This window comes from Streptomyces sp. SAS_272 (assembly GCF_052543235.1).
The window spans coordinates 1-13,452 of the sequence record NZ_JBMNDR010000143.1 but is presented as its reverse complement, the minus strand read 5'-3'; the positions used below and the strand labels follow the sequence as shown (position 1 = coordinate 13,452).

At 68.3% G+C, this 13,452-nt stretch carries 11 protein-coding genes and 2 pseudogenes; 7 read left to right on the top strand and 6 right to left on the bottom strand.

Annotated elements, in window-relative coordinates:
• The first annotated feature begins 152 nt into the window (after window positions 1–152).
• The gene (locus ACN6LD_RS40430) at window positions 153–449 is read left to right on the top strand and encodes a transposase (protein ID WP_445045758.1); all 297 of its coding nucleotides are present in this window, start codon (window positions 153–155) and stop codon (window positions 447–449) included.
• A 497-nt stretch (window positions 450–946) separates the two neighbouring features.
• Here the strand turns inward: ACN6LD_RS40430 and ACN6LD_RS40425 are convergent, their stop codons facing one another.
• Entirely contained in the window at window positions 947–2,194 is a 1,248-nt protein-coding gene (locus tag ACN6LD_RS40425) for an erythromycin esterase family protein (protein WP_445045757.1), read from the bottom strand.
• A 633-nt stretch (window positions 2,195–2,827) separates the two neighbouring features.
• On the opposite strand from ACN6LD_RS40425, the gene ACN6LD_RS40420 reads away from it, so the two are divergent.
• Window positions 2,828–3,772 (top strand): aldo/keto reductase, encoded by a 945-nt coding sequence (locus tag ACN6LD_RS40420; protein ID WP_445045756.1) that lies wholly within the window; start codon window positions 2,828–2,830, stop codon window positions 3,770–3,772.
• A 23-nt stretch (window positions 3,773–3,795) separates the two neighbouring features.
• Window positions 3,796–4,146, top strand: a complete 351-nt coding sequence (locus tag ACN6LD_RS40415) for a MerR family transcriptional regulator (protein ID WP_319189260.1) — start codon at window positions 3,796–3,798, stop codon at window positions 4,144–4,146.
• Between the two features lie 246 nt (window positions 4,147–4,392).
• On the opposite strand, the gene ACN6LD_RS40410 is transcribed toward ACN6LD_RS40415, so the two are convergent.
• Window positions 4,393–4,569, bottom strand: coding sequence for a hypothetical protein (locus ACN6LD_RS40410; protein WP_319189259.1), 177 nt, complete (start codon window positions 4,567–4,569; stop codon window positions 4,393–4,395).
• A gap of 66 nt (window positions 4,570–4,635) precedes the next feature.
• Here ACN6LD_RS40410 and ACN6LD_RS40405 point away from each other — a divergent pair.
• Window positions 4,636–4,911, top strand: a pseudogene (locus tag ACN6LD_RS40405) (oxidoreductase); the annotation flags it as partial.
• 45 nt (window positions 4,912–4,956) lie between these two features.
• On the opposite strand, the pseudogene ACN6LD_RS40400 reads toward ACN6LD_RS40405, so the two are convergent.
• Window positions 4,957–5,169: pseudogene (locus ACN6LD_RS40400) on the bottom strand (oxidoreductase); the annotation flags it as partial.
• Window positions 5,170–5,247: 78 nt separating this feature from the next.
• Between ACN6LD_RS40400 and ACN6LD_RS40395 the strand changes: the two are divergent.
• Window positions 5,248–5,379 (top strand): hypothetical protein, encoded by a 132-nt coding sequence (locus ACN6LD_RS40395; protein WP_319189258.1) that lies wholly within the window; start codon window positions 5,248–5,250, stop codon window positions 5,377–5,379.
• 148 nt (window positions 5,380–5,527) lie between these two features.
• Window positions 5,528–6,064 carry a YcxB family protein gene (locus ACN6LD_RS40390; RefSeq protein WP_445045755.1) on the top strand — a complete coding sequence of 179 codons (537 nt, stop codon included), beginning with the start codon at window positions 5,528–5,530 and terminating at the stop codon, window positions 6,062–6,064.
• 314 nt (window positions 6,065–6,378) lie between these two features.
• On the opposite strand, the gene ACN6LD_RS40385 is transcribed toward ACN6LD_RS40390, so the two are convergent.
• Window positions 6,379–7,809: a glycoside hydrolase family 43 protein gene (locus ACN6LD_RS40385; RefSeq protein ID WP_319189256.1), complete on the bottom strand. Its 1,431-nt coding sequence runs from the start codon at window positions 7,807–7,809 to the stop codon at window positions 6,379–6,381.
• 606 nt (window positions 7,810–8,415) lie between these two features.
• Here ACN6LD_RS40385 and ACN6LD_RS40380 point away from each other — a divergent pair.
• Window positions 8,416–11,778, top strand: a complete 3,363-nt coding sequence (locus ACN6LD_RS40380; protein WP_445045754.1) for an alpha-L-rhamnosidase-related protein — start codon at window positions 8,416–8,418, stop codon at window positions 11,776–11,778.
• A gap of 703 nt (window positions 11,779–12,481) precedes the next feature.
• Here the strand turns inward: ACN6LD_RS40380 and ACN6LD_RS40375 are convergent.
• Both ACN6LD_RS40375 and ACN6LD_RS40370 read right to left on the bottom strand, forming a co-directional pair.
• A complete protein-coding gene (locus ACN6LD_RS40375; RefSeq protein WP_319189267.1) occupies window positions 12,482–12,694 on the bottom strand; it encodes a DUF4287 domain-containing protein in 213 nt (70 codons plus the stop codon).
• Window positions 12,695–12,791: 97 nt separating this feature from the next.
• Window positions 12,792–13,452, bottom strand: a 661-nt coding sequence (locus ACN6LD_RS40370; RefSeq protein ID WP_445045753.1) for an RNA polymerase subunit sigma-70, incomplete at its 5' end; no start/stop codon positions are given.

Sequence of the window (13,452 nt, the reverse complement as noted above, 5' to 3'; positions counted from 1 at the left end):
GGCGGACGGGACGCGAACCGGCAGCGTCCGGCGGGATCGTGCCCACCATGAGTGGCGGCGCGGACAGGACGCATCGCTCCGCTGGCGGGGAGCTGACGCTTGACCTTCCCCTCGTAGCGTTGAGGCTGTGACTGCAGGGGAAGTTGAGAGTCATGGCGGAGAAGCGACAGTCGTTCGATGCCGAGTTCCGTGAGGGTGCTGTGCGGGTCGTGACTGAGACGGGGAAGACGATCGCGCAGGTAGCTGCCGATCTCGGGATCAAGGAGACCACCCTGGGCAGCTGGGTGGCGCAGGCCCGGAGGGCCGGCGGGGACGGGACGCTGGGCGAGCTGGAACGCGAGGAGCTCGTGCGGCTGCGCCGGGAGAGCGTGGAGAACCGCAAGCGGATCAAGGAAGTTGAGATGGAGCGTGATGTCTTCGAGCGTGCCATGGCTCTCTGGGTGAAGTGACCGAGAACGAACCGGAGGCGCTGGTCGCCTTCATCGGTCGCCAGAGAGCCGAGCACAACGTGCCCGATCGGATGTCCTGTCGCCTGCTCGGGGTGAGCGAGGCGTGGTTCTACAACTGGCGGCGACGTTCCGCGGAGCCATGGGCGAGCATCACGACGCGGCCCTGGCCTCGCCGTGGCGGTCGTGGTGGTCGGCGTCGGCGTGTTCATCGTCGGCTACCGCGGCGCGGGCCGCGCGGCGCTGTCACTCGCGGGCGCCGTCACCGGCCTCGGGGTCGCCGCCATGCACTATCTGGGCGCGGCCGCATCCCGCAGGGCCGGAGCCTTCAGCGCTTTGGTCAGATAGATCAGTTCGGAGCCGACGTCGTGGCCGGCCCCGGCCCGGTTCGTGCCGTTCTTCGTGCTCATCACGCTGCCCCCTCCTCGCCAACACGACCGGCGCCTGCCCCACCTGCCACCGCGACATACCCACACCACTACGAACCTGACCAAGCCCTACTAGGAGGTCGGAAGAGGGTGGGAACCGGTCGACACTGCGACGTAGGCCAGTCCGTCGTACTCCTCGGCCAGGGAGGCAGGGCTCAGGTTGAAGCGATAGATCCAGCGCGGCACCATGGCGCCGAAGCTTCGCATGCGATGCCGACCGTTGAGCCACTCCCGTACTGCCGTCGGCGCGTTGGCTGCGCTGCGCAGGTCCACGAGATGGTCGCCCGGACTGGCAGTGGCGAGCTGGGCTTCCACGGCGTCCGGGCGAGCCGGGCCTATCCGGTTGGTGACAGGGGCGCCGGCTCGGGGACGAGACCAAGGGCAAGGACCGGGCCACATCCGACGGGCGCGGAAGGAGCCGCTGCCGAACAGCAGGCCGAGCGCGTAGTAGGCATCGCCGTGCCGTGTATGCAGGTGCTGCCCCATCGGCGGTACCGCGCCACCGGAACGCCCCTTGCCGATGTGCCCGTTGTGAGCCCAGAGGGCGATCTTGGTGGATGGATCACTGAGGAGTTCCTCGACGGCCTCGGCCATGTACCGGTCGCGTGCGGCGAAGACGGTCTGCTCCGGGTCCGTGTGCTGCCTGGCTCGCGTCACCAGGTCGGCGGCCTGCACCAGAATTCGCGCATGCCGGATCGCGTCTGCCGCTCCGGGGCCGCGTCCATCGAGGAACCCCAGCAGTTCTTCTGCATCCTGCACCAGGCGCCGCTGAGGACCGGGTTGCGATCCCGGGTATGCCTTGGCGAGCACGCGGAGCGGGGAGAGAAGTCCGGCCTCGCGATCCGGTGCCACCTTGCGCAGGAAGGAGCCGAGCACAGCCAGGGAGTCACCGCACTGCTGCGGGTCGATACCTACGAAACGCACCTTCCGCTCTTCTGGGCGCCCCCGGTTGTACGCGCGCATCCATTCGATCATCCCGAGCACCTCATGGGTCCGCCAGGTCCAGAACCCCAGCCCGGCAAGCACCCCCGCGGCGTCACCGACGCCCTGGCAAACGTAGGCGTCGACTGCTGGGCCGGCCGATGCGCTGGCCTCCATGGCCAGGACCGAAAATCCCAGCTCTTCGACGAGGAACTCCAGCAGACGGTGCTTGAGCTGGAAGAACTCGCTCGTCCCGTGGGTGGCCTCCCCCAAGCCGACGATCCGCACGCCGTCGAGGATGCCCTTCAGCGGCCGGAGGTCGGCAGTGGACACGCCCGCGGTCAGGCTGCTCAGAGGTAAAGCGGTCCGGGCGAACCAAGTCGTCACCTCATCAGACACGCCCTTCCCCCTCCGTCGCCGCCACGCCCGATGACACTACCCATCCCGCCGTACACCCAGTGAACAAGACCGTCATGCCCGCCCCTGCGGCAAGGATCATCCCCAGGGAGCCGCACGGCAGTGCTGCGCACAACGCGACGGATTGAACTCGCCAACGGTGTCCCGGATGTGGGCCGGGTCGACCGGCTCTCGGAGCGAACGGTCGGCGCAGGGTGCGCCGGGGGGGCAGTCATCCTGGGCCTCGCATCGCGGTGCGGAGTCGCAGCGGATCGCCGCCAGAGCGGTGCGCGAGGCCCGCGAACAAGCGGGCCGAAGCACGATAGGCGTCGCCAACGACTGCCGCCGACTTGCCATTTCGGTGCGGCGAGGCACGGCAGCCGTCACTTGGCTGCGTGCCACGACCTGTCACCAGCAGCACGTGAAGCACTGCCGTTGTCACCTTCGGCCACCTGAGGTGCACGGCGGCGGGCACCCAGCGTCGACCTGTCCGGCGCGCCGCCGCCGAGGGCTGCCGTCCAGCGAGCTTGGTAACACGCGCCCGCCGCACGCCGCATCGGTTGCCGAAGGCCATGTCTCGAATCCCCCCTCAGCGCACTTGACCTGGAGCGCGCACCAGATCCGAGGATGGGAGACATGGACATCAACGTCACTGACCCCCAGATCGTCCTCGGAACCATGGACTTCGGCACCCGCGTCGGCCCGGACGAAGCATTCGCCGTCCTCGATGCCTTCGTCGGCGAAGGCGGTGTCTGGCTCGACACCGCGAACTGCTACTCCTTCTGGGCCGATTCGCGCGGCGTCGGCGGCGCCAGCGAGCGCGTCATCGGCGCGTGGCTTCGAGCCCGCCCCGGCGCCCGCGACGCAGTGCGCATCGCGACGAAGGTCCGACAGAACCCGCTCGTCCCGCACTCCTGGCCACAGAGCGCCGAAGGGCTTTCCGCCCCCGCCGTACGGATCGGCGTCGAGGAGAGCCTGGGACGTCTCGGAGTCGATCACGTCGATCTCCTGTGGGCTCACGCCGAGGACCGCACCGTGCCGCTGGAAGAGACCGTCGGCGCCTTCGGCGAGCTCGTCACGAAGGGAACGGCTCTGCGGGTCGGGGCGGCCAATCACGCTGCTTGGCGCGTCGAGCGCGCCCGGTCACTCGCCCTCGAGCAGGGCGTGGAACCATGGACGGCCCTGCAACTGCGCCACTCACTCGTCCAGCCGCGCCCACTCACTCCCCTGGCGGAGGACGGCCACCGTCTGCTCACCGAGGATGACCTGGACCTCGCGCAGTCGGAAAGGCTCACCGTGTGGTCCTACAGCTCACTGATGTGGGGTTCCTACGTGCGCGCGGACAAGCCGCTTCCCCCAACCTATGATCACCCCGGCACCGCCCGGGTCCTCTCCGTCCTGGACGACGTGGCCGGCGAGCTGGCGGCCACGAGGAACCAAGTCGTCCTCGCATGGCTGATGCACCGGGGCATCGACCCCATCGTCGGCGTGAGCCGGGTGGAGCAGATCGACGAGGCACTCGCCGCACGCCGCGTGCGGCTCGGCCACGACCACCTGGCCCGCTTCGCCGAAGCGCGGTAACAGCGATCACACAAGGGAGCCCCGTGACCACCCACCACACCCCTGCAGCAGCAGCCGACCACACCGGCGTCTCCCTCGACACACTGCGCTACTACGAGCGCGAAGGACTGATCGGACCGATCCGGCGCTCCCCTGGTGGGCGCAGGGAGTACACCGAGGACGACCTCTTCTGGATCGGCATGATCACGTGCTTTCGTGACGCCGGCCTCGGCATCGCGGATCTGCGGGAATTCGTGGCCATCCTGCGTGCCGAGCATTCTGCGCAGGACAGGATCACCTTCCTGCGCGAGCGCCGTGTCACCCTGGAGCAGCGGGTGACGGCACTGCGCCGTGCCCTGGAGGTCCTCGACGACAAAATCGCCTACTACAGCTGAGTGGCCCCGGGCCCCGTGCTCGACTCCCGCTCTGCCCACCGCGCATCACCCACCACCCCGAACCCCTCGCCAGACGGAGGACAAGGAGCGGTTCACGTGGCTGCCTCAGGGCTAGAAATCGAGGATGAGCCGTCCTCGCAGACCGCCCGGATCGGCTGCCTGCGCGATGCCGTCCTCAGGACGCGGCTGGCCGTCTCTGCCCTTCTGAAGGGACGTGGGTCGTGTGCTGGTGCAGCCGTCGTTCTCTCAACGCTTGCCGCTCCGTCGTACGGCGTGGCCGTGCTGCTCGGGCCAGCGGGGCTCGGCACCGAGTTCGAGGGCGGCGTGCTGGGGCCAGTAGGGGTTGCGCAGCGCGTTCGCGGCCGAGGAGGACGGCGTCGGCCTGTCCGGTGGCGACGATGTCGTCGGCCTGGGCGGGCTCAAGGAGGAGACCGACGGCGCCGGTGGGGATGCCGGTTGCCATCGGGCTTGGGCTGCAAAACGGGACCCTCCTACGGCGTCAGCTTCGAGAACCGGCTGCGTTTTGCACTGGAGGTCGTCAACGCCCTACGCATGGTGTGGTCCGAGAACCTGCCGGTCTGCTTCCGCACCTCGGCCACCGACTGGCTGACCGGGAACCCGGAGGACGACCGCGAGGGCTGGACCGGCGACGACACCGTCCGCCGCGCCAAGGAAATGCGCGCGCACGGCGTTGACCTGCTCGACGTGTCCAGCGGCGGCATGGTCGCCGACGCCACCATCCCCGTTGTGCCCGGCTACCTTGTCGGTGGGGTGCTTGGCGGCCGGTGAGAGGAAGCAGTGGATCAGGAAGCCGTCCGCGCCCTGCAGTTCGACCACATGGAAGCCGGCGGCAAGGGCGTGCTTCGCCGAGTCGGCGAAGTCGCTTACGAGTTGGTGGACTTCGTCGAGGGTGAGTTCGTGGGGAGCCGGCCGTGCGGTGAACGGCTCTGGGCCGGCGGCGACCGGCTGCCAACGGCCCGCCGCCGGGGGCAGGTACCGCCGGCTCAGCCAGGGCTTGTCCACGGACGCCTTGCGGCTGGCGTGGACGACTTGGATCGCCGTGCTTCTGTCCACCTACTCGTCGCTTCGGGAAACCCGGACATGACCACGTCCTGTCGCAAGATCGCCGGCGCCCTGGGCCTGGGCCTGGACACGCCACCGAGCGAAGACGACCTGCTCGTCATCCCTGTAGTAGGTGTGCCGCAGGGCCACCGCCACTGGAGCCCCCACTGAGCCCTGAGAGGACAGCGGAGGGCCTGAAGTCCTGCCGTTCTGCCAGCACTTCGCAGTAGGCCAGGACGAGAAACTCGCGCGCATCACCGGCCTGATCGCAGGCTATCCTCCCCTGGTTCGATCACGAAGAGGTCCAAGGGGAGGGCTCATGGAGGACCGTGCGGAAACCACGGCAGGAGAGTACGTCGAGCTGGAGTACCAGCTGACGCGCGAGGACTTCAGACAGGCCCTCAAGGCACGAGCCAAGGCGTCGGGCCGTGTCCAGCGGACACAGCGGTTCGCCGTGATGGGCGTGGCCCTCCTCGCCGGAGCATCGGTGGTGCCGCTGGCGAAGGGTGAGGCCCCCGACGTGCGGTCCCTGATGATGGGCGGCCTGATCGTCGTGCTGCTGTTCGTGCTGCAACCCTGGCTCACGGCCCGGCAGTTCCACAAACTCGCCTCCCGGAACGGGGCCTACCGCGCCAGGATCGACGACTGCGGCGTCACCGTCAGCAACACGGGCGGATCCAATCAGCTGAACTGGACCGCTGCCCCGCACTACGCAGAGACCCCCGACACTCTCGTCCTGTTCAGCGGCGACAAGAACGTCTCCTGCCTGACCGTGCTTCCCAAACGCGGGGTGCAAGAGCCGGGGGGCGTGGACGGCGCCCGCGCTCTGCTGGACCGGCACATCCATAGACTCTGACTCAGGCCCGACGGGCGGAGGCCGCACGGCCGGCAAGGCCCATGAGGAGTGAGGCGACGGCCACGGCGGCCCCGTCCGGGCCGGAGCGCCCGGCCGGAGTCTCCGGAGGCCCTGAGCTCTCATGCTGTGCATGGTTCACATCCCGTGAAGAAGACATGACTGAGGAGGGGGACGCGGCGCCTCGGCCCAGGTACCGCGTCCCGCCGGAATCCATCTGGTGTCGCGTTGCGCTCACGGGTGGGATGCCGGCGCCTTTCCCGCTCGCGGGTGGACGGCCGGGGGCGCCGCCCGAGGGCGCCGGCAGCCCGGTCGGGTCAGCTCGTCAGACGGAAGGTGGCGTCGCTGCGTGCCGTGCTGGTGGTGATCGTTTCGAGCTTCAGCTGGAAGGCGTAGTGGCGGATGTAGCGGTCGGGGTGGTTGTACGACTGGAACGAGGACCAGGATGAGTCGGCGAGTCCGGCGACCTGGCGGAAGGTGGCGTCCTCGGCGAACTGGGTGGTGCCGTCGTTGTGCACGAGCTGGAAGTCGGCTCCGTCGCTGCGCAGGTAGTAGCCGGGGAAGTTGACCGACTCGAAGGAGACGGTGCCGGTGCCGGCCAGGCCGGGGCGCGGCCGGAACTGGGCGTCCTGGTTGGTGACGTTCTGGTCGATGCGGACGTCGAAGTTGGTGTGCCGCACGTACCGGTCCTGGAAGTTGAAGGACTGTAGCCGCTTGGCCGGGGTGTTCGCCCAGCGGGCCTGGATCCGGGCGTCCTCGGCGGCCGTCAGGTTCAGGATCGAGCCGTGGCGCTTCTTGGTGCCGCCCAGGGAGTATGTTCCTGACGTTGGGAGCTTGTAGGTGCTGGTGACGGAGGGGTCGTTCGTCGCGACCGGCATGTAGCCCTTTCCGGCCGCATACTGGTCGAGGTAGAGGGTCCACTCGTTGCGGTCGCGGAACTTCATCCACATCGGGCCCTCGACCTGGGAGCCGGTCAGACCGATGCCGGAGAGGTTGCCGAGGTCGGTCCAGGTGCCGAGGATCGAGTTGCTGCCCTCGAGCGTGATCTGGCCGTCGCCGGAGGCCCTCACGTAGCGGTAGTTGCCGACGCCGGAGGGTACCTCGACGATCTGGGTGTCGATGATGCCCTGGGTGCCGGGGCGGTCGATGTAGATCTGCGGTGTCGTGATCGTGTGAAAGTCGGAGGTGTGGGCGTAGTAGATGCGGTGCTTCAGCACGCCGTTGAGGGTGGCGTTGGTCGCCCAGTACATGACGTAGTCGTTGGTGGCCGGGTCCCAGATCGCCTCCGGGGCCCAGGCGTTGCGCCCGTCGGGGATGGCCCCGGCGACATTGAGCAGCCACGGTTCCGACCAGGTGACCAGGTCGCTCGACTCCCACACCACGAGGTTGCGGCTGCCATTGGACGTGGAGTCGCCCCACGACTGGCCGCAGCCGATGCACAGGTCGGTGGCGATGATCCAGTACTTGCTCCCGTCGGGAGAGCGGACCAGTGCGGGGTCGCGTACACCACGGGTGCCCACAGTGGACCGCAGGGTCATGCCGCCGCCGTTGAGGTCGGACCAGTTCAGACCGTCCGCGCTGTACGAGAAGTACATCTGCTGACCGGTCGCCCCCTCCCCGATGAAGTGCGTCATCAGGTAACCCGGGTCCGCGGCGGCAGCCCGCTGAGGTGTGGTAACGACTTGAGCTGTGAAGAGCAGACAGGCAGCGACGAATACCGCCGCCAGTCGGGAGAGAACCGCGGGCATATGCGTTCCTGTTCTTAGCGCAGTGCAGTACAGGCGAGGTGGAGGGTGAGGCTCGGCGTCCGTGCCGTTGAGGAGGTACCGGCTCCGTGGGGGTGGAACGTCGCGGGATTCGCGTGGGCGCGGCAGCGACCGGAACCCCGTGATGGCGGGCCCGTGACGATACAGCGGAGAGGGCCGACAGAGCTGTCACCGGAGCGCGACGGTGCCGGGCGCGCAACACGGGCTGCCCCCTTCTGACAGCCATCGTTCGAAGACTCGAACACCGTTCGCAAGTCCGTGCAGAAGATAAATGTGGGCCGAGGGTACGTCAATGGAACCGGCCGGTTCGGTCCCGAAAACCCCGCACGTGACCGCTCACCGCGGTGGAATCCTCCGCGCTCCACCCGTTGAACTGCGCAGACCTCCCGACATCACTCGAACCGATCACGAAGATTCCGGTTGCGCGGCCATTGACACGACACCTATGTCGGGGTCAGGATCACGCCTGCAAACACTGAATTGAAACGATTCAGACTCGCGGAAGAAACAATTCCGCCCCCTCTCGACCCCGGGCTGCCCCCGGGTTTGCCACACCCTCCGCTCTCCGCACCTCCCTAGGAGCCCGCGATGCACGATGTGACGCGCCGCAACATTCTGCGCTCGGCCATAGCAGTGGCCCTGGCCCCCACTCTGGGTTCCGTGTTGCTGCCCGGTCTGGCGCCGACGGCGTCCGCGGCGGTCTCGTGGACCGCGAAGTGGATCTGGGCACCGGCCAGTACGACGAACCAGTGGGTGGCGTTCCGTAGAACGTTCACCCTGGGCTCCGCGCCCTCGAAGGCCATCACCCAGATCGCGGCGGACTCGAAGTACTGGCTTTGGGTGAACGGCACCCTGGTGGTCTTCGACGGCGGACTCAAGCGCGGCCCGAACCGTACGGACACCTACTACGACGAGATCGACCTGGCCCCGTACCTGACCAGCGGCAGCAACACGGTGGCGCTGCTGGTGTGGTACTTCGGCAAGGAGGGCTTCTCGCACAGCAGCAGCGGCAAGGGCGGTCTGTTGTTCCAGTCCGACATCACGACCGCCTCCACCACCACCCGCGTGGTCAGCGACACCGGCTGGAAGCACACGGTCCACCCGGGCTACTCGAACAACACCAGCGGCACCCAGGTCAACTTCCGGTTGCCGGAATCGAACGTCTACTACGACGCCCGCAACGCCACCGCCATGGCCGACTGGCAGTCCCCCGGCTTCGACGACAGCGCCTGGAGCGCCCCCACCGACTTCGGCGCCGCAGGCGCCGCGCCCTGGAACGGCCTCGTCGAACGGCCGATCCCGCAGTTCCGGTACTCCGGCCTGAAGTCCTACACCAACGATGCCTCGCTCCCGGCCACCGGCCAGGGCTCCACAGCGATCTCGGCCACCCTGCCGTCCAACATCCAGGTCACGCCGTACCTGAAGGTGAACGCCCCGGCCGGTGCCGTGATCGGCGTCCAGACCGACCACTACGACGACGGCAAAGGCCTGGTCGGCATCGACCAGAAGACCATTTTCAACGTCCGCGCCACCTACGTCTGCACGGGCGGGGTCCAGGAGTTCGAGCCGCTGGCCTGGATGAGCGGTACGGCGGTGAAGTACACCATCCCCACGGGTGTGACGATCGTGGACCTCAAGTACCGGGAGTCCGGTTACGACACGGACTTCGCCGGGTCGTTCACCAGCGGTGACGCCTTCCTCGACTCCGTGTGGACCAAGGCCGCCCGCACCATGTACGTCAACATGCGGGACAACTACATGGACTGCCCGACCCGTGAGCGGGGCCAGTGGTGGGGCGATGTGGTCAACCAGCTGAAGGAGGGCTTCTACACCTTCGACACCAGGTCCTACGAGCTGGGCAAGAAGGCCATCTCGCAGCTGACCTCCTGGCAGAAGGACACCGGGGCGCTCTACTCCCCGATGCCCTCGACCATCTGGACCGCCGAACTGCCCAACCAGATGCTCGCCTCGGTGTGGTCGTTCTGGACGTTCCACCTCTACACCGGCGACACGAGCACGGTCACCGCCGCCTACCCGGCGGTGAAGAAATACCTGGACCTGTGGAGCCTGGGCAGCGACGGCCTGGTGGCCCACCGCACAGGGGACTGGGACTGGCAGGACTGGGGCAGCAACATCGACACCCGGATCCTGAACAACTGCTGGTACTACCTGGCTCTGGACACCGCCGCCAAGCTCGCCGACCTCAGCGGCAACACCGGTGACGTGGCCGGCTGGCAGGCCCAGCGCACCAGCATCAAGGCCAACTTCGACACCCTGCTGTGGAACTCCACCAAGAACGAGTACCGCTCGCCCAGCTACACCGGCGACACCGACGACCGGGCCAACGCCCTCGCCGTCGTCGCGGGCCTGGCCGCCCCCAGCCACTACCCCGCGATCACCAACGTGCTGCGCACCCACCTCAACGCCAGCCCCTACACGGAGTTCTACGTCCTGGAGGCGCTGTACCTGATGGGCGCGGCCACCGTGGCCGAGGAGCGGATACGCAACCGCTACGCCGCCCAGGTCGCCGACCCCGCCTCCCCCACCCTGTGGGAAGTCTGGGTCAAGTCGCAGGGCACCGACAACCACGCCTGGAACGGCGCCCCGCTGTACGCGCTGTCCGCCTACGCCGCCGGCGTCCGCCCCACCACGGCAGGCTGGGAGACGTACGACGTCACCCCGCAGACCGGCACTCTCACAAAGATCGACACCGTGACGCCCACCATCGCGGGAGACATCCGCTTCGGCATCACCCGCGACGGTACCCAGGCGACCCTCACGCTCACCTCGCCGACCGGCACGACCGCCCGGGTGGGCGTGCCCACCTACGGCGGCTCCCAGCCCGTCATCAAGGCGAACGGCACCACCGTCTTCACCGGCGGCTCCTCCACCGGCAGCGTCAGCGGCCTGAGCTACGACGGCAAGGACTCCTCGTACGTCTACTTCAAGGTCCAGCCGGGCAACTGGACGTTCACGGCCACAGGCACCGGCCGCCTCGACAACCTCGCCCTGAACCAGCCGGTCACCAGCAACAACAGCCTGGAGAACAGCAGCTGGGGCAAGAACCGGCTCACCGACGGCAAGCTCACCAGCGTGAGCGGCGCCAAGGGATACACCAGCAACGAGTTCACCTCCGCCGACGTCAGCGCCAACCCCGTCTGGGTCGAGATCGACCTCGGCGCCGACACCGACCTCGACGCCGTACGCCTCTTCCCCCGCACCGACACCGCGGCCGCCGGAGGCGGCACCGCGGGCTTCCCCGTCGACTTCACCCTCCAGACCCGCCCCGACGGATCCACCACCTACACCACCGTCCGCACGGTCACCGGCCAGCCGAACCCCAACGGAGCGGTGCAGACGTACGGCTTCAAAACCACCACGGCACGCTACGTCCGCCTGCAGGCCACCAAGCTCGGAGCCGCCGCCTCCGACGAGTCCACCAAGTTCCGTCTGCAGCTCGCCGAACTCACCGTCCCCACCTCCGCGACGACCGTGAGGGCCAACTACACGCTGGAGAACGGCGACTGGGGCAAGACCCGGCTCCTGGACGGCACCACCACCAGCGTCACCGGAGCCAAGGGCTTCACCAGCATCGACTTCCCCGCCGCCGACGTCAGCGACACAGCCGTATGGATCGAGGTCGACCTCGGCGCCGACCGGCCCATCGGCTCCGTCACCCTCCACCCGCGCACCGACACCGGCGGCGCCGGCGGCGGCTCGCCGAACTTCCCCGTCGACTTCACCCTGCAGACCCGCCCCGACGGATCCACCACCTACACCACCGCCCGCACCGTCACCGGCCAGTCCAATCCGAACGGAGCCGCCCAGACCTACACCCTCACCTCCACCACGGGCCGCTACCTGCGCCTGACAGCGACCCGGCTCGGCACTCCGGCGTCCGACGAGACCACCAAGTTCCGTGTGCAGCTGGCCGAGATCGGCATCAAGTAACACGCCACAGCCACAGTGGCCTGCCCGCCCCGGCCCACGCGCCGGGGCGGGTCGTCCCGGCGAACAGCAGACCACTCAGCTTCGGCGGTCCGTGCAGGGCGGCGCAGCTGCCCGGGTTACGGGTCTCCGTCGCGGCCCCCGCTGCCGGGATCCCGGCAGCGGACCGGCACAACACCGACGGACGTGAGGCGCACCCGACTTCGACATGCTCCAGGGGAAGCACAACAGTCGTCGTAGACGGACGGGACACCTCCGCCGTGCAGTGCCCCGGCACTGCACGGCGGAGGTGTGCAGTGCCGGGGCGCCGAAAGCGCCGAGCAGGTCACTGGGCCGTAGGGCAGCCGCCCCTGGCCGATCGCCGTGAGAGCACGCCGTCGGCGAGTCCGCCCCGCCAGGACATGCCGAGCGCGCTCGAGTAATTGTCACATTCTGTGGATCACGAGGCTCCGGAGGCGTCCTGCAGCCAGTCGTCGAGCGCGGCGGGGGCGGTGCCGGGGTCGGTGTCGGTGTCGGTGAGGCTGCTTGAGGAATCGACGCGGTGGAGCAGGGCCTGTCCCCGGTGCTGTGCCCGTCACCCATGCGCGGTCCGTGCAACAGGACGAGAGGCGGCTCCGACCCACCCCAGATCACGGGATGAGAGCAGCACCCCCGTCGTTGACGAGGGTGCGCTCGGACCACCCCATGCGCTCCCGTGCGTGGCAGCTCAGTTGCCGGACCGCTCGGCGAGAGTGTGCGCGACGAGGGCATTGGCGTGACCGTGGCCCAGCCCATGCTCGGCCTTGAGCCAGTTCACGAGCTCCATGTGCTTGGTCAGAGGCGAGGAGCGGATCAGGTCCTTCCACTCCGCAATCGGGCGACCGTACTTCTTCTCGATGGAAGGGAAGTAGCTGGCAGGGCCCTTCACGGTGGCGGTCATGTCAGCCATCCTGTCTGTCCGTTGTGTTGCTTCGGTGTTGTCGCTGGTAGGACCGAGGGGCACGGACGGAGTCATCGGTCGATGAAGGTGTGCTGCGTCACACCTCCTGCTCGCTGAGGTGCGGAGGCAGGTTGAAGAGCGGGAACAGTCGCTCGGTGTCGCGGAAGACATGGATGTCGGTGATCCGGTCTCCGGAGATGTCGACGACTTGAAGGGCCCAGGGCTCGAATGCCGCTCCGGTGACGCTGGGCCGGTACTGGCCGAAGGCCGGCGAGCCGTTCGCCAGGGTGGGGACCAGCCGGGATCCCCGGCAGCCGACGGCAGGTCCGGTCAACCATGCCTGGATGTCGGTGACGCCTCGCATCCACAGGGCGTACGGCGGCAGGGACATGGTGGCGTCCACGTGCAGCAGCATGTTCAGCTCCTCCATGTCGAAGCTGGAGAAGGCCGCGGCATACCGCTTCGCCAGTGCCCGCTGAACGGCGTCGGGCGACTGTACCGCCGTGTCGCCGGCCGCCTCGCGCCGGGCGGCCAGTGTGGCGCGGGCGCGCTGGAGCGCGCTGTTGACCGAAGCGACGGTGCAGCCGTGCAGGTCTGCGACTTCGCGTGCCGAGAAGCCCAGGACTTCCCGTAGGAGGAGGGTCGCGCGCTGCTTGGAGGGCAGGTGCTGCAGTGCGGCGATGAATGCCAGGCGCACGGATTCGCCTGCTTCGGCTGCCTCTGCGGGGTTGGCCGGCGTGTGGGCCAGAGCAGCCGGG